The sequence below is a fragment of the Pseudomonas sp. LJDD11 genome (assembly GCF_024584215.1).
Classification (GTDB): Bacteria; Pseudomonadota; Gammaproteobacteria; order Pseudomonadales; family Pseudomonadaceae; genus Aquipseudomonas.
This window is the reverse complement of record NZ_JANJFL010000033.1, coordinates 43,482-63,473: the sequence shown is the minus strand read 5'-3', so window position 1 is coordinate 63,473 and position 19,992 is coordinate 43,482. Positions and strand designations below refer to the sequence as shown.

14 protein-coding genes are annotated in these 19,992 nt (G+C 59.4%); 12 read left to right on the top strand and 2 right to left on the bottom strand.

The genetic code is table 11. From position 1 onward, the window contains the following. From NRB16_RS26310 to NRB16_RS26265, 10 genes are all read left to right on the top strand, one after another. Positions 1-330 (top strand): transposase (locus tag NRB16_RS26310; protein WP_257107313.1); only part of this gene is annotated, 330 nt, incomplete at its 5' end. 377 nt (positions 331-707) lie between these two features. Further along, positions 708-2,012 (top strand): HlyD family secretion protein, encoded by a 1,305-nt coding sequence (locus NRB16_RS26305; protein ID WP_144403303.1) that lies wholly within the window; start codon positions 708-710, stop codon positions 2,010-2,012. A gap of 12 nt (positions 2,013-2,024) precedes the next feature. Beyond that, positions 2,025-4,769, top strand: coding sequence for a pitrilysin family protein (locus tag NRB16_RS26300; protein WP_257107312.1), 2,745 nt, complete (start codon positions 2,025-2,027; stop codon positions 4,767-4,769). Positions 4,770-4,805: 36 nt separating this feature from the next. Further along, positions 4,806-4,985 carry a hypothetical protein gene (locus tag NRB16_RS26295; RefSeq protein WP_257107311.1) on the top strand — a complete coding sequence of 60 codons (180 nt, stop codon included), beginning with the start codon at positions 4,806-4,808 and terminating at the stop codon, positions 4,983-4,985. Between the two features lie 161 nt (positions 4,986-5,146). After that, entirely contained in the window at positions 5,147-5,347 is a 201-nt protein-coding gene (locus NRB16_RS26290; protein ID WP_045490806.1) for a hypothetical protein, read from the top strand. A 26-nt stretch (positions 5,348-5,373) separates the two neighbouring features. Further along, the gene (locus NRB16_RS26285) at positions 5,374-5,703 is read left to right on the top strand and encodes a hypothetical protein (RefSeq protein WP_045490808.1); all 330 of its coding nucleotides are present in this window, start codon (positions 5,374-5,376) and stop codon (positions 5,701-5,703) included. A gap of 184 nt (positions 5,704-5,887) precedes the next feature. Further along, positions 5,888-7,042, top strand: coding sequence for a JmjC domain-containing protein (locus NRB16_RS26280; RefSeq protein WP_045490810.1), 1,155 nt, complete (start codon positions 5,888-5,890; stop codon positions 7,040-7,042). A 12-nt stretch (positions 7,043-7,054) separates the two neighbouring features. After that, the gene (locus NRB16_RS26275) at positions 7,055-9,142 is read left to right on the top strand and encodes a peptidase domain-containing ABC transporter (protein WP_257107310.1); all 2,088 of its coding nucleotides are present in this window, start codon (positions 7,055-7,057) and stop codon (positions 9,140-9,142) included. After that, a complete protein-coding gene (locus NRB16_RS26270; RefSeq protein ID WP_253140925.1) occupies positions 9,142-10,455 on the top strand; it encodes a TolC family outer membrane protein in 1,314 nt (437 codons plus the stop codon). Before NRB16_RS26275 ends, NRB16_RS26270 begins: the two co-directional genes overlap by 1 nt. 116 nt (positions 10,456-10,571) lie before the next feature. Further along, positions 10,572-11,489 (top strand): LysR substrate-binding domain-containing protein, encoded by a 918-nt coding sequence (locus NRB16_RS26265; RefSeq protein ID WP_257107309.1) that lies wholly within the window; start codon positions 10,572-10,574, stop codon positions 11,487-11,489. Positions 11,490-11,585: 96 nt separating this feature from the next. Here NRB16_RS26265 and NRB16_RS26260 read toward each other — a convergent pair whose 3' ends face one another. After that, positions 11,586-16,988 (bottom strand): RHS repeat domain-containing protein, encoded by a 5,403-nt coding sequence (locus NRB16_RS26260; RefSeq protein ID WP_257107308.1) that lies wholly within the window; start codon positions 16,986-16,988, stop codon positions 11,586-11,588. A gap of 433 nt (positions 16,989-17,421) precedes the next feature. Between NRB16_RS26260 and NRB16_RS26255 the strand changes: the two genes are divergently transcribed. After that, positions 17,422-17,544 carry a hypothetical protein gene (locus NRB16_RS26255; protein WP_373568511.1) on the top strand — a complete coding sequence of 41 codons (123 nt, stop codon included), beginning with the start codon at positions 17,422-17,424 and terminating at the stop codon, positions 17,542-17,544. A 12-nt stretch (positions 17,545-17,556) separates the two neighbouring features. Here NRB16_RS26255 and NRB16_RS26250 read toward each other — a convergent pair whose 3' ends face one another. Beyond that, positions 17,557-19,128 (bottom strand): hypothetical protein, encoded by a 1,572-nt coding sequence (locus tag NRB16_RS26250; RefSeq protein ID WP_257107307.1) that lies wholly within the window; start codon positions 19,126-19,128, stop codon positions 17,557-17,559. 208 nt (positions 19,129-19,336) lie between these two features. Here NRB16_RS26250 and NRB16_RS26245 point away from each other — a divergent pair, with 208 nt between their 5' ends. Then, positions 19,337-19,951 (top strand): antibiotic biosynthesis monooxygenase, encoded by a 615-nt coding sequence (locus tag NRB16_RS26245; RefSeq protein ID WP_253140922.1) that lies wholly within the window; start codon positions 19,337-19,339, stop codon positions 19,949-19,951. Positions 19,952-19,992 lie beyond the last annotated feature (41 nt).

Below are 19,992 nucleotides of genomic sequence, written 5' to 3'. Positions count from 1 at the left end.
GTGGGCGATGTGAACTCACTGAAACTCGCGAAAACCAGGATGGCCAAGTCGGTGCTGGACGCCGGCTGGGGTCAATTGAAAACCATGCTGGAATACAAATGCGATCACGCAGGCACGGTTTTCAAGGTTGTTAGCGAGAGAAACACCACCCAAACCTGTTCGAGCTGCAAGCAATTGCCGGACTCGAGGCCCAGAGGTATCGCAGGGCTTGGAATAAGGGAATGGACTTGTTGTGGGTGCGGTGCCACCCACGACCGCGACGTCAACGCCGCAAAGAACATTCTCGCGCTCGGGCATGAGCGTCCAATTGTGGGAATCCCCGCCCTTTAGGGCGGGGAGGATGTCAAGGCTAACAGCGGGCGACTGATGTTTCAGTTAAGGCTGGAGAATGCGCTTAAAGAATACTGGCTAATTGCTAACTAGTGGCCTGTAACCGCAGGGAGGCGGTTACAGAAAATCTTGAATTTCAGCGTTGTGGCCGACGCTGATAATGAACAGATTAACCCGTCATTCAGTGCCAACTAATCGGGCGCAGGCCCGGCCTGTCTAGTTCGGCGTGGGGCATTGAATCGATGCCTTTAAAGATGGATTAGCGCGCTGATCAAGAGTGTGAAAAGTCTGGTAACAGGTTTTTCATTGAGCTGGATCCGTTGGATCGCTTAAAAAGCCACCCGCAAATCAGAATCGCTCAACATGGAAGTAAGCTTTTGCAGGATGCAGTTAAAGGACCTACTGCCGAGGTCCCGTTGTTTCGCCCCGAGGCCATGGCCTCGACGCAGGTGAACCGGTTCGGTCGCGTACTCATTCAGCAACCCTTGGGTTATACGGTTTCGGCGCTGCTGGCGGTGGCGTTGATTGCGCTGATCGCTGCATTCGCCTACTTCGGCACCTACACTCGAAAAGCGACAGTGACCGGTCTGCTGATGCCGGAGCAGGGCATCTTTCGCCTGGCTTCAAGCGGGGCGGGTTACATTGCCCAAGTCAAGGTTAAAGAAGGCCAGGCCGTTGAACCAGGTGACGTTCTTTTTGTCGTCTCCGGCGAACGATTAAGCGCGGCCGGCGCGACTCAGCAACTAATCTCCGAACAACTGAACCAGCGCCAGTTGTTGCTACAGCGCAACAGAACGCTGGCTGATGAACGAACTCATGGCCAGTTACGCATGCTGGACGCGCGGCTGCGTTCTGTTGAGGAAGAGCAGGCTCGGTTGAGTGAAGAAGTGCAGTTGCTGGGGCGGCGCGTTGAACTCTCCCACGCCCACTTGAAACGCCAACAGGAACTGGTGGCGGCCAATTTTATTTCGCTTGCCCAACTTCAGCAGAGCGAGGCGGACCTGCTCGCGCTGCAGGGGCAGCAGCAGAGCCTGAGACGTACCCAGGCCAATCTGCGGCGTGAACGCACGGACCTGCTGGCGCAGCGGCAGGACACCGAGCATCGTCATCAGGGCGAAATTTCCGACATTGACAGCAGCGTAGCCGTGATCCGCCAGGAACAGGCCGAAAACGAGGTGCGTGGCGAACAGATCATTGCTGCGCCGTTCAGTGGCGTGGTGACCGGCTTGAGTGTTCAGCCTGGCCAGCAGGTGGCGGCCGGCGCGTTGCTGGCCAGTGTCATCCCTCGCCAGGTCAAACTGGCTGCCCATGTCTATGTCGCGGCGCGTCAGGCTGGGTTTGTCGAGCCGGGGCAAACGGCGCTGATGCGTTATGCGGCCTATCCGTACCAGAAATTCGGATCGGCCCGTGCCACGGTGCAGGACATTGTCCGCAGCCCCTATGCCCTGCAGGAATTGCCCGCGCACATCGCCAGCGTGCTGCAAAGCGCAGAGGGGGCCACGCAATTGTTCTACCGCGTGAGCCTGGCTATCGAGGCGCAGGACCTGTTGGTCTACGGCCAGCGCCAGCCGCTGCAGGTGGGCATGCTGCTCGAAGCAGACATCATTCAGGACAAGCGCCGCATCTATGAGTGGGCCCTGGAGCCTATCTACTCAGTGACTGGAAAGTGGTCCACTCAATAAACAAGGATTGTCATGGTGCGTTTTATCGTTTCGGCGTGGCTGGTGCTGGTGGCCATGCCGGGTCTGGTGCAGGCCGATACCCGGCAACCGGTGATGGCCGTCGAGCACATTGCCGAGTACCGGCTGGCCAACGGGCTGACCGTCATCCTCGCCCCCGATAGCTCGGTCGGTACGCTTAACGTCGATCTGGTCTACCGAAGCGGCTCGCTGGCTGACCCGCAGGGCCGCAGCGGTACTGCACACCTGCTTGAACACCTGATGTTCAAAGGCACACCCCAGCGCAGCGGCGAACAACTGACCGATGGTTTGCGCCAGCGTGGCATCCAGTTCAATGCCACCACCAGCTACGATCGCACGCGCTACTCGGCGGTGCTGAGTGACGACCCTCAAGCACTGGATTACCTGCTGGCGCTGGAGGCCGAGCGCATGACGGCGCTGCGCTTCGAGCCTGCGGCCTTGCAGGCGGAAACCGAGGTTGTTCTGCGTGAAATGGAGCGTGCGCAGGGCCAGGCGTTACCGGCCTTGACTCAACAGTTGCTGGCTGCCAGTTGGCAGGACCAGGGCTATGGCCGTCCAGTGCTGGGGCACCGTGATGAACTGCGGCGCATCAGCCTGGACGAGTTACGCCGTTTTCACGCGCTTCATTACCACCCCGCCAATGCCGTTCTGGTGCTGACCGGCAAGTTCGACAAGGCGGCTGCACTGGCGACTATCGACCGGCATTTTGCGCCGCTGCGCTCAACAGCCGAGGCCCCTGCGCTGGTGCTCACCGAACCTGCGGCAGCGCAAGCTCCGGTCACGGTCGAGCTCAAACAGGGCAAGCAGTGGGTGGTTGCCTTGAGCTACCCACTGCCGGCCGCTGCCGACGAGCGCAACCTGGCTGTTTCGGTGCTGGCCGATGCGCTGGCGGGCGAGCCGCATGGTCGTCTTTATCAGGCACTGGTGGTGCCGGGGCATGCGAGTGCTGTGTATGCCGTGCAACAGGTCTTTGGCCGGGGTGGACACTACCTGTTCGGTGCGTTGCTGGAGCATGAAGCGTCCCGTGAGACGGTGCAGCGCATCTTGCTTGAGCAGGTCAAGTTGCTGGCGACCCAGCCGCTGTCTGCCGCCGAACTGCAGCGTTCGAAAACCGTGGCTGCGCACAGCAAAGCACAGTGGTTGAGCAATCCGGCGCTGTTGTCCAGCGTACTGGCAGAGTCGGCGGTGGCGGGCGGCTGGTCTCTGCCGTTCCAGCGCCTGGAGCGCCTGGCACAACTGGATGTGCAGACGGTGAGCGTGCAAAACCGGGCATTGCTGGCCGAGGCCGTGCCGGTGATCGGGCACCTGGCTGCCGGCAGCGGCGCAGCTGTGGCTGTAAGTGAGCCGCCGCCGCGCCCGGTCGCACCGGCCGCCAGCACCGCAGCCGCGACTGAACCGGCGCAGCCCGTGGCGGGCGTGGATGTGCCAGCGTTCAATCAACGCATCATGGCGATTGAAAACGGTATCACGCGTGGCAGCCTGAACAACGGCATGAAGGTGGCACTGCGACCGTTGCCGGGTTCTGCGCGACCGGTGCAGGGCACCCTGAACCTGCGCTTTGGCGATCTTGAAAGCCTGTGGGGCCAGCGTGCGGTGGCCGAACTGGCTGGCACCTTACTGATACGTGGCAGTCAGCATTCCAGCTATCAGCAGATCGTCGATCGGGTTAACCAGCTGGGCGCGGGCTTGTCTGTGGTGCCGCATGGCGGGGTACTGACGGTGCGTTTCCAGAGCCCGAAACAGAACCTGCCCGAGCTTCTGGCCCTGCTGGCCGAAGTGCTGCGCCAGCCGTCTTTTCCTGCCGAGGGTTTCGACCAGATCAAACGTCAGCGCCTGCAAGCCTTGCGCTCGCCCGCCGAGCCACCTGCGGCTGCCGCAAGCCGGGCATTGCGCCAGCACACTGAGCGTTACGCCCCCGGGGATATCCGCCACCATCCCGCGCCTGACCAGATGTATCAGGCGGTCGAGGCCGTCAGCCGCGATCAGGTACTGGCCTTCTACCAGAAATTCTACGGCACCCAGCACGGTGAACTGGCGCTCAGCGGCGACTTCGATGCCGAGCAGGTGCAGGCGCAGCTGAACACCCTGTTTGGTGACTGGCTCAGCCAGGCTCCCTACCAGCGCATCGTCCCGCGTCATGAACCGGTCGCGGCGCTGCGTCAGCACGTGAAGTCCGATCCGGCACCGAGCGGGCATTTTATTGGCCGGCTGCATTTTGCCGCCAATGGCAGCGACGAAGACGCCGCCGCGCTGTTCGTCATCGAGCATATTCTGGGTCGTCATCCGCTGGCCTCACGGCTGGGCAAGCGCCTGCGCGAGCGGGAGCAACTGAGCTACGACCTGCGCTCTTCAATCCGTATTCCGGCTGCCGGTGACGCCGCCTGGCTCAGCATCCAGGGTGACTACCCGGCCGGTCAGGGTGCCCGGCTGGCCGATATTGTTGCCGAGGAAGTACGGCTGCTGGCGACCAGTGGCATTTCCCAGGCCGAGCTGAGCCTGGCCAAACAGACCATTCTCGGCGAGCGCCAACGCGTGATGGCCGATGATCAGAGCATTCATAACCTGTTGGTCGGCCAGATGAGCGAAAACGTGACGCTGGCGGCCTGGGTGACACGCAACGACGCGTTTGCAGCGGTGACCCAGGAGCAGGTCAACACGCTCGCCCGTCGTTACCTTGAAGTGCCCCGGATGACTGAAATCATGGCTGACGCCAAGCCTGAAAGTACCTCAAGCCATTGAACAGGCGATTGAATGTGTCCCTCTTATAAGGGTTTGATGACAGTTGGTCTTTTTCTGCTATTTGCCACGTTGTTGCAACTGGCTTGTCGGTTGTTTTTACACCTGAACAAACGCCCTTATAACAGGCGTAAAACAGACCCGCTGGTGCTGATGGCGCAGATGATGCTGGCTTGGCTATTTGCCAATACGTGGGTCGGTCTGTTTCTTGATGAGTGACATAACCAGACCGTTTTCTGGTTTTTTGCAGCCGTGCCGGTTTTCAATATCAGCCGAGCCGGTTGCGTGTTTCAAAGACTGCAGCGGTCCAAGGTGTGCAATGGATCCTATGAAGATTAAGTATCAGGGCGTTGTTTTTCGTAGCGGAGGCACGAACGTAAATGGGTTTCTTTAGTGAGCTGCTGTTGACTGTGTTAGTGATGGGGTTGACCTATGGCGTGCTGTACGGTGGTTACCGGGCGTTGAAGGTTGTGACCGGACGCCGGCAAGACAAGAAGTTGGGGCATATTGAAGCTATTGTTTTGATCGTATTGGCGGTTGTGATCGGCAATATGATTATGTCGTTGGCCGTTAAAGGCTGATTTAAACCAGAAAAGGGAATGTAATAATGCGTGAATTGTCCATGAAGGATATGCAGATGGTGGCCGGTGCAGTCGGCCCGGTGGGCGCGGCCATTGGCGCTGCCAGCGCAGCGTCGATGTACTACGGATACTCTGCTACCTCCGGTTCAGGAAGTATGGCCGGATTCGTGGGAAGCGTTGTTGCCGGTGGCGTTGCAGGCTTTTTCACCGGCCCCGCCGTGACCGGTGTTCTGCAGGGCGGGGCTGCCACGATCTTGGGTACCCAGGCCGGTTTCTATGGTGGCATGGCGGGAGGGATGGTCGAAAGCGGGATCAACTCGGCGGGCACCGACTATGCCGGTACAGGTTATCAGTAACAGCGTTGTCAATTGTTCGCGTCTGAAAGTAGCGACCCTCAGTGGATGAGCGTTGCTATTCATGACGCCTGACACGTGTGCTTGTTAATCCATCGCCCAGCGATGGTTAATGTGAGTTTAATTCGACCGTGAGAGTAGGGCGGTGGCCGGTTTATTAACCGGCCACCGCCTGTCAACGCCATCAATGAATATGAATTTTGGTTTGTCCGCTGCCGAGTTTGCCGCGCAGTATCAGGAAAAGAAGCCGCTGCTGATAAAGGGTGCCGTTGAACCTGGCCTGTTTGACTGGGATGAGGTCAATCAGATTTTCGAGCGTAGTGATGTGGCGTCCCATGACTTCAAGTTGTCCTGTGACGGTATCCGGCCCAAACATGAGTACGTCGAAAGTTACTGGGATATCGGGACGCTGCGTCAGCGTCTGATCAAACCGGTGGTCTATGATTATTTACGCCAGGGCGCAACCCTGATTGCCAACAAGATTGCCAATGAGCCGCGCATCAATCATTTTTCCCGGCAGGTTGCCCAGTTTACCGGCAGGCAAGTGGTCAACAGTGCCTATGCCGCGTTTGGCACCCGCGATTCGTTTCGGGCGCATTGGGATACCCGCGACGTATTTGCCATTCAACTGATTGGCCGCAAGCGCTGGATTGTTTACGAGCCGACATTTGCAGCGCCGCTGTTCACTCAGCAGAGCAAGGATTACGAGCATCTTTATCCGTGCCCGGAAACACCGTACATGGATTTTGTGATGGAAGCCGGTGATGTGTTTTATCTGCCGCGTGGCTGGTGGCATAACCCGCTGCCGCTGGGCGAGCCGACGTTTCATCTGGCGCTGGGGACCTTCCCGGCCTACACCATGGATTACCTTGGCTGGGTCATGCAGCAACTGCCGCAGTTCGTGCAGGCCAGGCAGTCATTAAGCGATTGGTCGAACGATCAGCCTGCACTGGCCGATGTGGGCCGGCTCATCGACGGATTTATCAACGATCCCCACAACTACCAGCGCTTCATGGACGAGTTCACCGGGGCGCTGCGAGTGGAGTCGCCGTTGGCCATCGAGGTGTTTGGCGATCCGGCCAACCTTCAGCTCGATGACCAGACGCGCCTGCGTCTGAGTGCCCAGCGGGTTCAGGGGCTGGGTGAGGGTTATGTGATTGCCAACGGTGCCCGGCTGGTGCTGGACGAGCAGGGTGTGCAGCTGATTCGCTTGATCATCGAGCATCCCGGTATCAGCCTGGCGCAACTGCGCGCCGCCCATCCCGGCACCGATGCCGCACGGTTGCACAGGCTGGTTGCCGATCTTTGCCAGCAGGATGTGCTGGAGCGTGTACGTGACTGACCGGGCGATCTCATGAAGGCTGTATTGCAAGCAGAAAGCCAGGAGTGTGGGCTGGCCTGTCTGGCAATGATCGCCAGTTACCACGGGCTGTACCTTGATTTGCAGGACTTGCGCCGACGCTTTTCGATTTCGCTCAAGGGCACCAACCTGGCGCAACTGGTGCGGTATGCGCAGAATCTGGACTTCAATTGCCGGCCCTTGCGGCTGGAGCTTGAGGAGATGGGCAAGCTGAGGCTGCCTTGTATCCTGCACTGGAACATGAACCACTTTGTGGTGCTGGAAAAGGTTCAGCGCAACCGTTTGCATGTGGTCGATCCGGCTGGCGGCAGGCGGGTACTGACGCTGGCCGAAGCCTCGCGGCACTTCACTGGCGTGGCCCTGGAACTGAGCCCGAATGCCACCTTCCAGCCTGCCGAGCGAAAACCGCGGATTCGTCTGCGTGATCTCACCGGGCGGGCAACCGGACTCAAGCGTGCGCTGGGCAACATCTTCATATTGGCGCTGGCGCTGGAGGTGGTGGCCTTGCTGGCCCCGCAGGTGACCCAGTGGGTGGTCGATGGTGCGCTGGTCTCGGCAGATCGCGATCTGTTGCTGCTCGCCGTGCTGGGTGGCTGCCTGCTGATGCTGATCGATTTTGTCCTGCGCATGGCGCGCGGCTGGATGGGCTTGCGGCTCAACCAGCAACTGACCTTGCAGTGGTCGGGCAACCTGTTCAGTCATTTGCTGCGGTTGCCCTGGCCATTTTTCGAGAAGCGCCAACTGGGCGACATCACCGCGCGCTTCCAGTCGCTGGCGGCCATTCGCGGGGTGCTGACCAACGGCGCGATCATGGTGGTGCTCGATGGTCTGGTGACACTCATTACCCTGGGCATGATGCTGCTCTACAGCACCACGCTCAGCGCCGTTGTACTGGTGGCCTTGCTGTTGTACGCCATCTTGCGGGCCGTGTTCTACCAGCCGCTGCGTACGGCCTCGGAAGAGCGCATCGTGCTGGCCGCCCGCGAGAACTCCTACTTTCTTGAAACGATCCGCGCGGCGCAGCCGCTCAAACTGTTCAATATCGCCTCACTGCGCCTGGCCACCTGGCAAAACCTGCTGGCCGATGTGCAGAACCGGGACGTCGCCACACAGAGGCTGCTGCTGGTGTTCGCCAGCCTCAATACCCTGATCTTTGGGCTGGAAGGCATGTTGCTGCTCTATGTGGGCGGGATCGCGGTACTGGAGCGTGAGCTGTCGCTGGGCATGCTGCTGGCCTTTATTGCCTACAAGAGCCAGTTCACCAGCCGGGCCAGCCAACTGATCGATCTGGGCGTGGAGATCCGCATGTTGTCGTTGCATGCCGAACGGCTGGCGGACATCGCGCTGGAACCCGCCGAGCCGGAAAGCAACCTGGAAACCGACCTGATGCGCATCGAGCCGCGCCTGGAGCTGCGGGATGTGTCATTTCGTTATGCCGAGGGTGAACCCTGGGTGCTGCGTAACCTGTCGTTGAGCATCGACGCTGGTGACAGCGTGGCGATCGTCGGCCGCTCCGGGTGTGGCAAAAGTACGTTATTCAAGTTGCTGCTGGGGCTGTTGGTGCCTAGCGAGGGCGATATTCTGGTTGGCGGTATTCCCGTGCGTCAGTTGGGACCGCAAGCGTTGCGAAACCTGGTGGGGGCGGTCATGCAGGAAGATCAACTGCTGGCCGGTTCCCTGGCGCAAAACATTGCCGCGTTCGATCCGGACGCGGATCAGCAGCGGGTCGAGGAGGCGGCGCGCCAGGCGCATATTCACCAGGCCATCATCAACATGCCAATGGGCTACCAGACGCTGGTCGCGGAAATGGGTAGCGGTCTTTCCGGTGGCCAGAAGCAACGCTTGCTGCTGGCCCGTGCGCTCTACAAGCAGCCACGTATTCTGGCCTTGGACGAGGCGACCAGCCACCTTGATCTGCACAGTGAGCAGCATGTCGTGCAGGCCTTGCACCAGATGCCGGTAACCCGAATCACCATTGCCCACCGCCGCGAGACGATCGCTTTTGCCAGGCGGCTGGTCTGCCTGGAAAACGGCAACGTGGTTGAGGACGTGCGTCTCGATCAGCAGCAGGCAATCAGCTGATGGCCGGGCTAGTCGCGCAGTGCCTGACCGTAAGCCTGATGATGCTGAGCTTGCCGCTGATGGCCCAGACCAGCGATCTGCTGGGCGTCTACCGCCAGGCGCTGGACAACGATGCGCAGTACGCTGCGGCCCAGGCGCAGCGGCGGGCCGGGCAGGAGCGTGAGCTACAGGGCCGGGCCGGCTTGCTGCCGCAGATATCCTTCGATGCCCAGACCAGTTGGAGCGAGACCGAGTATGAAGTGGTCAATGGCCGTCTGGAGCAGCGCCGCCAGAACCGCAGCTACGGCATTCAATTGGTGCAGCCGCTGTTTCGCTGGCAGAACTGGATCGAGTACCGCCAGGGCGGGCTGCACAAGGCGCTGGCCGAGCTACGCGCGCGCAGTGCCGAGCAGGCGTTGATTCTGCGAGTGGCGCAAGCCTACTTCGAGGTCTTGCATACTCAGGACGTGATTGCCGCCATGCTGCAGTTGCAGGCCGCTGATCTGGAACAACTGGCCAGTGCGCGCAAGAATTTCGAGCTGGGCAACGCCAATATCGTCGATGTGCATGAGGCGCAGATGAGCTACGACAGCACTCGCGCACAGTTGATCAAGGCCCGCAGCGATCTGGGCGTGGCGCGTCATGCGTTGGCGCGGCTGACTGGCCTGCCGGCGCAGGAACTCAGTGCGCTGGGCGAACAGATCAACCTGGTGTCGCCCGAACCGGGCGATGTCGAAACCTGGGTCCGGGCGGCCGAGCACAGCAGCCTTGAGGTGCAGATCCAGGAACTGACCACCGAAGTGGCTGAAAATGAAGTGCGCAGTCGCAAGGCAGAGCATCTGCCCAGCATCGACATGGTGCTTAGCCAGAACATGCAGCAGAACCCCAATGCCAACACCCAGCGCAGTGAGTCGGCGGCTATTGGCTTGCGGCTGAGCTTGCCGCTTTACAGCGGTGGGCGACTGACGTCCTCGGCACGCGAGGCCGTGGCGCTGCACCAGCAGGCTCAATACCAATTGCTCGATACCCGGCGCGCCGCTGCGCTGGCCACCCGTGAGGCCTGGGCGGGTGTGACCGATGGCATGGCGCAAATCAAGGCTCTGGAGGTGGCGCGGGTTTCGGCCCAGTCTGCGGTTGACTCCAATCGTTTGGGTTACCGCGTCGGGGTGCGCGTTGGTGCCGATGTGCTGGAGGTGCAGAGCCAGCTCAGCGAGATCGTGCGTCAGTTGGCGAAGGCCCGTTACGATGCCTTGCTTGCCCAGTTGCAACTCAAGGCGGCGATTGGTGCGCTGGGTGAAGGTGATCTGGCTGACATCAATGCCTTTTTGCAATGAACGCCAGTCTGATGTTCAAAGCACCAGAGCGGCCTGCGCACATCCGTACAAGCGCTGGCTGCTGGTTTCATGCCTACTGATGCAAAGTCTTGCCTTGCCCATCAGAGTCCGAACTCATGAACCGTAACGACCTGCGCCGTGTCGACCTCAACCTGCTGGTGATTTTTGAAGCGCTGATGTTCGAGCGCAACCTGACCCGGGTGGCGGAGAAGCTGTTCATTGGCCAGCCGGCGGTCAGTGCGGCGCTGGGACGTCTGCGCGATCTGTTCGATGATCCGTTGCTGCTGCGCAATGGCCGGGTCATGGAGCCGACGGCGCGGGCGCTGGATATTCTTCAGGAGATTCGGCCGGCGCTGGACACCATTTCCGGCGCCGTGAGCCGCGCCAAGGACTTCAACCCGGCCAGCAGCACCGAGGTGTTTCGCATTGGCCTGTCGGACGATGCCGAGTTTGGTCTGTTGCCGCCGCTGATGGCGCAGTTGCGCGAGGAGGCGCCGGGTATCGTCGTGGTGATCCGCCGGGCCAATTACCTGCTGTTGCCCGCGCTGCTGGCCTCGGGAGAAATCTCGGTGGGGGTGAGCTGGACCGTGGACCTGCCGGCCAACGCCAAGCGCAAGAAACTGCGTGACATCCCGTGCAAGGTGATTCGCGGGGATAGCCGCCCCGAGCCGCTGACTCTCGACGACTATTGCCGACGGCCGCATGCCATGGTGTCGTTCTCCGGGGACCTGTGCGGCAATATCGATATGGACCTGGCGAGGGTCGGCCGGACCCGCAAGGTGGTGCTGGCGGTGCCGCAGTTCCATGGTTTGCGCGCATTGCTGGCCGGCACCGAGATGATTGCCACGGTGCCTGACTACGCCGCTTGCCCATTGGTCGAAGGCACAGCCCTGCGGGCTGAAGATCCGCCATTCCCGATCGATCCGGCCGAGTTGTCGATGGTCTGGAGCGGCGTCCATGACAACGACCCGGCCGAGCGCTGGTTGCGCGAGCGGATTGCCCACTACATGAGCAGGGCGCTGCCGATTGGTTGATGTTCAAGGCGCTGCTGAGCGGGCGGGTGCCAGTTGTAGAATATCGGGATGAAAGGGGTGCCCGGATCAATGCTGTTCGGGCACCTACGTGGACCTTCAGAAGTACACAGGGTTGTACGAGTGGAGTGCTATCTTTTTGAGGTTTTCAAGTTTCAACGGAAAGTCGCTGGCTTTTTTTACGACGTTGATCGTGAAGTTCTGTGCGGCATAATTGCTCAAGGCCGCTTCTGCCGAAAGTCCTCCTAGTGCCGATGGTGAAAGGTTGCTCAGTTTTGCGATTTTGTCTGCCAATAAAGCACCGTCGTGTGACGCCGTCACCGGACCCACAAATGCTTTGACGGGCTTGTTGGTCAGGTTTCTGAATTGTGCCGCAAATGAATTGGCGCCTCCGTTGCCTGAATAGCAAATAATCAATCGAGTCGAGTCATAGAGCTTGGGATCAACGCCCTTGCCATTGAGTAACGTCAACACTTCTGCTGCTGAATATCCCTTGCCTTTGATGACGACCAGAGAGGGTTCATTCAATATGACTTCTTCGACAAAACTCAGGCTTTTGCCATGGATCGACAGATTTAGACGGCTCCCACCTTTGTACGTGTCGACAAATGTATACAGATCGTCCTGAACCATGGTCAGTTGCTTCATCGTGCCGCCCATGGTGACGTATTTAGTGGTGTTTTCGGTGCCACTCTTCACCGCACTGATCACCCGGCGCTCGGAGTTCATGGCCGCGCCCATTCCCGAAGCCCCGGCGTAACGGCTGACTTTACTGACGGCGCTCAGCCCGGTAATCGCGCCTGCTATTGCGGTTACAAATGACAGCCCTGAAAACGCGCTGGCCGCCTGTGGGTCGCGTTCTGCCAGCAGTGCCGCCGCGATACCGAACGCGCCTGAGGTGATTTCCAGGCCCAGCGCGGCAATGGCAAGACCCGATCCCACACCGCCAGTGGCCAGGGTTAGTCCGACCCCGATCGCCATGTTCATGCCAGCCTGCACGACTCTGTTCTGCGCCAGTGCCTCGTGGGTCACCGCGCTGTAGTGCGTGAGTTCCTCGTAGTGCCCGCTGGGGTCACTGAAGTTCACCGGGTCGTTACTGCAATACACATAGCCATTGGGGCCACCGTCACCGAACGGGCTGAGGTTGTCAGGGGTCTGGAACGCTTGCAGGGCAGTGTTGTAGACCCGGGCGCCGTTGCCCAGCAAATAGTGGCCGGTGGGCCTGTCCAGCGGCTGGCCATTGAAGCCCAGCCAGTGGCGTTGGGTTTTATCGTCGGGGCGGTAGCCGAAGGGCGTGTAGCTGAACAGGGTCAGGGCCTTGGGAGTGGCGGACAGATCGTAACTGGCGATAACCGAACCTGCGGCATTCTTGAGTTCGAAGCTGCGCGTGGTGGTGTCGCTGCCGCCTTGCGGTTTGAGCGTCTGCTGCATGAGGACGCAGGCGGGGCTCTGGTTGGCCAGCAGCGAGAAGCGGTTGTGATAGACGTTTTTGATCATCACCCAGCCCTTGCGAGCATATTGCTGATCGTCACGGTAGTAAAAGCTGTCTTCGCAATCGTTGCCATAGCACGACCGTAGTTTGCCTTCCTGGTCATACAGGTAGTTGTATTCCCTGAACCCGCCATCGGTACGGTACATCTGGCTCAGCAGCCCGCTGCCGTTGTAGTCCAGCGTGTAGCCTGACTCGTTCTTCTTCAGTCGCCCCAAGGCATCGTAGTCGAGCTTGGCGGTGGCGATGCCTGCTGCGCTATGGCTGATCGAACGGAGTTGGGTCTGATCAGCGGTATCGCAGGTGTAGGTGGCTGTGTCCTGGCCGCCGTCAAAGACGCTGACGCAGCTGCTGATGTTGCCCAGCGTCGTGTAGGTGAAGGTTTGCTTGCTGAGCTTTTTGCCATGCACATCCACCGGCCGTTGCGTGCCACTGCATTGATACACCGCCAACTGGCCAATGGGAGTGTAAGTAAAGCTTTCCTGGGAGGTTTCGGTGCCGTCTCGCAGGACCTTGACGTTGGCCAGCCGGCCGTCGGCGTCGAACGCCTGGCGCACAACCAGGGTCGACAACCCGCTGGCGCTGAATGTGCGTTCGGTTTCGCGGTCCTGGGTATCGTACTTGTAGGTGATGGTCATCGAGGTCTTGCTGACTTCGTCGGTGACAGTTTCCTCAGTCAGGCGCTCATTACTGTCGTAGCTCAGGCGGGTGCTGACCCCCGGTGCCGAAGTCTTGACCAGGCGGCCCAGCAAGTCATAGCTGTAGAGGGTCTTGTTGCCGAAGTCGTCGCGCTGCTCCAGCAGCAGACCGCGCATGGAGAACACCGAGGTCGCGGTTGTGGTTGTTCCGCCACGGTCTGTGGTCGTCAGGTTTACACCCGTGGTCGCAGCGTCATACCCGCGCTGGGTGCTGACCTGGCCTGCAAGGTTTACCGCCTGGGGAACGGCGCTGGCAAGCAGGCCCCAGTCGTTGCTGCCGCTATAGCTGTAGGTTTTCTTGCGGCCGGCCACTTGTTCGGCAGTGACCCGTTCGAGGCCGTCGAAGGTGCGGCTGCCCCATTCATAATTGAACGTGTCCGCCGGTTTGCTGATCGCCAGGCGTGATGCCTGGGCCGAGGCGATGTGCGCCGGGTACTCGACAATACGCTCGATACCTTCACTGCTCAGCTTGACCAACCGGTCGAAGCTGTCCCAGGCAAATTGCTTGACCGAGCCTTTGAGTGGGGTTTGCCTGGTGACCCGCCCGGCGTTGTCGTACTGGTATTGCAGTGACTGATATTCGCTGCCACTTGCATCGCGCCAGGTCTGTTTTTCAATGCGCCCCAGTGCGTTGTAGTGGGTGGTCTGGCTGAGGTAGGACGCAGCCTGATACTGCTGTTTCTCCACCATGCTCCGGGTGACGGGATCGTATTCGCGGTATTGCGCCATACCGCCCACCACCAGAGATTTGCAGGGCTGCCCCCAGTTATCGTAGAACTGCTCCAGTTGGCGCTTGACGATGGCGGTGGCGGCATCGGTGGCGGGTTGGTAGTCGTACTCGGTGGTGAGCTTTTCCCGGCCCAGGCCATCGTAGGTAGTGCTCGATAGTTGTTTCCAGGCCACGCCGACGGCACTCGAGCGGCGCGCCTCGGTACTGGCGATGCGGTTGTGGGCGTCACGGATTTCCCGGTATTGCTCACCGCCTGGAAAGGTCGTGGTGACCGCGGGGCAGCCCTTGCTCAGCGAATACTCATAGCGGGTCTGTTTGGCACTGGTGGCTTCTTGCTCCTTATCTTCCTTGCTGAGCATCTGGCCATAGACATCGTAACTGTAGGCCACGCTATTGCCCTTCTGGTCCTTGGAGAACAGCAGTTGCTGGGTGCGCATGGAGTGCGTGACTTCGCTCGTGTCCTGGGTTTTTTCGGCCGACTCGAAGGTCGTGGTGGTGGTCAGCTTGTCGCCTTCCAGCGTATAGGCGTAGCGGGTTTTCTGGATGGACAAGGCGATGTCTTGGCCTGTCGAGTCGAGCAGTCGCTGGCTCAGGGATTTTATCCGGCCGAACGAGTCTGTATCGGTCTGGGTGTAGTACTCGGTTTGCTGAACCACCAGGCAGCTGTTACGCCAGTTCTTCAGACGGATGCCGTCGTCGGACTGTGGCTGATGGATGACCAGTTTCAGCGAAGGTTTTACGGCGCTGCCCCGGACGGTAGTGCTTTTTACCGGGATTTCGGTGTAGCCATAGTAAGTCCAGCTCAGCTCTACCCGTTTGCCATCCACCGTCCGGTAGCATTTTTCCGACTCCACATTGATGCGGAAGTAGTTGGGGTCGCCGGGGTGGCTGATGTTGACCGGCAAGTTGTAAAGAAGCTTGCCGCCGTCGGTCGGCACCGGCTCGCGTATGACTGTGCGGTCCTCCACGGTGCCCCAGGTCATTCCCTGTTTGCCGAACGCCTGCATCGCCCAGCCAATTGCACCAAAGTGGTCTATCCAGTACCCAAGTTTTCCATGGAAGCCCGACGTGTCCGTGAAGGTGGATGTATTGGTGACGATGGTCGAGTCAACAGACTGGCCCTTGTAGTAGGTGTACTCGGTGGTGACATCGCCTTGCACCTGTTTGATCAGGTTGCCGGCGGCCTCGTAGACTTGCAGCTCGGTTTCGGTTCGCTGCGCGCTGCCTTTGCTGTAGGTGATCTGGGTTTCCAGGCTGAATTGCTGGGCTTTGCTGTCGAAGTTCCGTTTGAATTGCCGGGTTGTGACGCAATCGCTCTGGCTGCTGATCTGTTTGCTCAACACGTCGTTGATGTCGTAGTGAAGCTCGTTCAGTACTGTGGTGCCGTCGAAGGTTCTGGTCTGCCTGGCGAAGCTGGAGGTGAAGGTGTAGTCCTCCACCAGGTCCGATGAGGCATTACTGCCGCTCAGGCTGTAGCGCGCAATACGGCTGTCTGCCGTGTAGCTGATGGTTTCTTTTAAACCACGTGAAGACTCGATGGCAGTGAGTTGCTTGTTGGTGTAGGTGAACTCCTGGGATTCGGTGGCGCCTGCGTTGAACCATTCATGCCTGACCAAGCGGTTGTCTTTGTGGTAAAGGTTGCAGCGTTTGACCGGCTCTTTGTCGGGGTATTGAGTGAAGTCGAGGGTGTCGAGTTCGACTTCCTTACCGGCGAGGGTGGTTTTTTTCTTGAGTACCGCGGTTCTCAGTAATACCTGACGGTCATCCGAGACTTCGCTCAGGGTCACGTTCTGGCCGCTGCTTTCTGGAAACCCTTCCTGCAACAAAGTGCCGGGGTCTATTCGCCATTTAAGGTACAGAGAGTGGCCCAGGCTGTTGCTGATCTGCGTAGGTAACACATAAAGCGCCGAATCGACACTCGAAGCTTCTTGGCCCGGTGCTGGTTCAAAGGCTTGGGTCATGCACTCTACGGTTCCATCTTTGTGGATGATCTTTGCCTGCGCCCAAATCCCGTGACGATCTCTAACGGTGTTGAAGCTGCTGATGTAAAGACCCGGCATTGGCGAGTACGGCACCAATGGCTGCGCGACAGTAATGGCCTCGCCGGTGTGCAAGTGTAATTTGAGCACACCGCTGTCATAGAGTATGAAGTAACTGAAACGCGGCGCCCAGCCGCCTTTGGTGAATGCGACATCGGGTGAATAGTAGTAATTGAGCGGCAGTACCGGGCCCATGCCGGCATTGCCGATCAGCGTGGTAATGGGCAGAAAGGCATTGAATTCGCCGGTCTGGATATTACCGCCATTATTCTCGGGGGCGCTGGTATTGAAAATAGCCTGGTGGCCCAGCATTAACGGATAGCTACAGCCGTGCAGGCTGTACTCGATTGACAGAATATTGTCAGTGTTAAGGACGGTGTTTCTTTTATAGACCGTATTGAAGATGGTCAGCCTCTTGTTGGGGATGTCGAGGCTGACCAGGTTGCCGGTCTCCAGGGTGGAATATAAGGACCCAAAGTTTCCCTGTATTCTCAGCCCGGTGTTCCTGGGCAACTGGTCGAGTTGCTTCAGAAGTATCTTTTCCATGATCTGCTCCGCAACCCGATTGGCTGCCCTGGTTCTTGTCCTTGAGAATTGATGGCCCGTAAGAGGGTGTCCACAAAATGGCTGCACTCGGCAATACGGCGTTGAAATCGACCTGGATCGCCGGCCCGATCAAACTGCTCAGGTACTTATGTACACTGGCCTTTTTCGCCCGATTACGCCTTGTCTTGCCTTCGTTCGCCTATTTTGTAAGCACCCTCTAAGCCCATACCCTGTGAGTTTCAGGCGTCAGGCGCGGGGGTGTCTGCTAGCAGAGTTATTGGGTGGCCAGGGTTGCAGGAGGCTTCGCACTCATTGTGTTAGCGCGGGGAGGGAGGGGAGGTCGAGCGTTGCGCCCAGGATTTAAGCTGGCTGTTGCAGCATCGCGCCTTTGATCAGCAGCGTTTCAAAGCATTAACTGTAACGACCTGCGTCGGTGCCGATCAATCCGGCCGAGTTGTTGATGGTCTGGAGCGGCGACCATGACAACGACTCGGCCGAGCGCTGGCTGCGCGAGCGGATTGCCCACTACCTGAGCCGGGCGCTGCCGATTGGCTGATTGATGCGCTGCTTAATCGGCGATCTTGCTGGCGGAGCTTTGCAGCAGCCAGTTCTTGCGCTGCGGCATCAGTAGACCCTCAAGGACCGACACACGGTGGTCACGTTGTGAAATACGCTCTTGCTCGAACACCTCGTTGATCATGCTCAGCAGGTTGCGTGACTCGGTGACCGAAGCCGGAGTCTGCAGGTCACGGGTCAGGTCGCCATTGACGTAGGTGCGGACCCGCTCGTTCTGGGTGGACTGTTGAGTGGCGCTGGCCTCGATCAGCCTGCCCTTATGGTAAGCGATGCGGGTGCTGCTGCTGGCCTGGTCATTGATCTCGTAGTAGCGATAGTTCTGAGATTCACGCTCGCTGCTCAAGGTCAGCGCGACCAGTGGATTGAGGCTCTGGTGGTAAGACGCCTTGAGTGCGCTTTGCTGTTGTTGCTGTACATCCAGCTCCAGCGGTTTTTCATCGTTGACGCTGCTGGTTTGCGAAACAGTGTAGCTAAAGCGCTCGGCTTCCAGCGGCCGCATCGGGTTGTTGTAGCGCTCGGTCTCGTTAATCGAGGCGTTGAAGTCGGCCAGGCCGCTGAGCAAGGTGCGGTCCTTCTCGCTCAGCCGATCTTCGGCTGCTGCGCTGCGCTGGTCGTCAGCGCTGTTGAGCTGAACGAAGGCGTCCTTGAACAGGCTGATCAGATCCTTGTCACCCTGGCCGCGTTTTTGTGCGGCATCGAACTGTTCAAGGTAGTTGTTGATCGCTGACTGGCGCTGAGTGACGTTGCCGAGCAACTGAAGGTTGCTGGCATCAAGCTCCAGTTTCAGCTCGCCGCTGGGACCTTGCAGGCTGACGCTGCGGGATTTTTCATCCAGGCGCAATTCGAAAAGCTGGTCGCCGTCCGGGGTCTGTAATTTGGCATTGAGCTGCAGTGAGGTGAACAGCTTTGGATCTAGTTGGGTCAGTTCGCCCAATTGCAGTTTGGGCGGCACTTGGCTCAGGCCATCAATGGCGGACTGGAAAGAACTGGCCAGAGCGCTGAGGCCCTTGAGTTCGCTTGCGCTCAGCTCACCGCCCAGTACCTCGGCATTGACCGCCAGGCCTTGATCGTTACTGGCCAGAGACAACTGCACCGTGGCGCCGGAAGCGGTTGTCAGACTAAACGTCAGGCTATTGTTCGGGTGTGCGCGTAGATCGTCCTGTAGCGGCTTGAGTGCAGCAGGTCCGCTGATCTCGGATCCAGAGGCAAACACGGATTGGGAAATGGCTTTGCCGCCACTGGCTGCCAGTTGTTCAAGCAACGCCGCGCCCAAACCCTGAAAACGGGCACCGCTCGGGCCTGATTTGAGTTGCGCAAGTATCAGGGCGCTGAGCGAGTCTGTGGCATCCGCTTCCCAGCTGTAATGGGTTTGCGCACCAGGCATTTGGCCCTGACGTGAATAGGTCTGCGAGTCACTGACACTGTTGTCCTGGCCGAGGATGACGCTGGTCGCCGGCAGGCTGGTATCGGCCGAAGTCTGGCCGGCGGGCTGCACGGGCAGTGTGGTGCTCAGCTGGGTTTTGTACAGCGGGCTCAGCGGGGTGAGGCCTGTAATAGCGTTCATAAACGGCTTCCAATGTCGTTATGCGCAGGTTATCGGCCGTACAACGGAAATCAGTAGCGATATCTGAGGATTTGTATCGGGTCTGTAGCCAACACAGCACATGCATCCAATTCTCGTCTGGCAATCAGCGGCACCATCGCACTCTCATCGAAGCCGGGCTTGAGCAGTTCGACGCCCGCTTCTCAATCCGTGCCATGGAGCGCCGAGCATGTCCGACACCCTTCACCCCGACGCAGCGGCGGGCGAGTCAGCTCGTGAAGTCGTGACCCTGGTGATCCGCCACCGGATCAAGACCGGCCTGGAAGTGCAGTACGAACAGTGGTTGCGGCGCATTGTCAGCATTGCCGCCGAGCAGCAGGGCCATCTGGGCGTGGATGTCATGCGTGGGCGCAGCGACGGGCTGCAGACCTTTACCTCGGTTTTGCGCTTTGCTTGCACTCAGAGCCTGCAGCAATGGCTGGACTCGCAGCAGCGGCGCGAGCTGGTGCGTGAGGCCGAGCCGATGCTGGCCGATGGCGATCAGACTCAGGTCACGGCCCACAACGAATTCTGGTTCAACTCAAGCGTTGAAGAGGCGCGCCAGCCGCCGCGCTGGAAACAGGCGGTGGTGTCTTACCTGGTGATTCTGCCGTTGAGCCTGCTGGTGCCGCTGCTGTGGGGGCCGGTGTTGGGCCTGAGCCCTCTGCTGTCAGGTTATGTGATGAGCAACGTGCTGATCACCCTGACCATTGTCCTGTTGGTGGTGTACCTGATGATGCCTGCCGCCACGCGATTGTTCGCTGCCTGGCTGAATGCTCCAGCCTCAGACAAAGGGAGTAACTGATCCATGAGTGATGACAACAACACCGATCTGCAGCGCCGGCG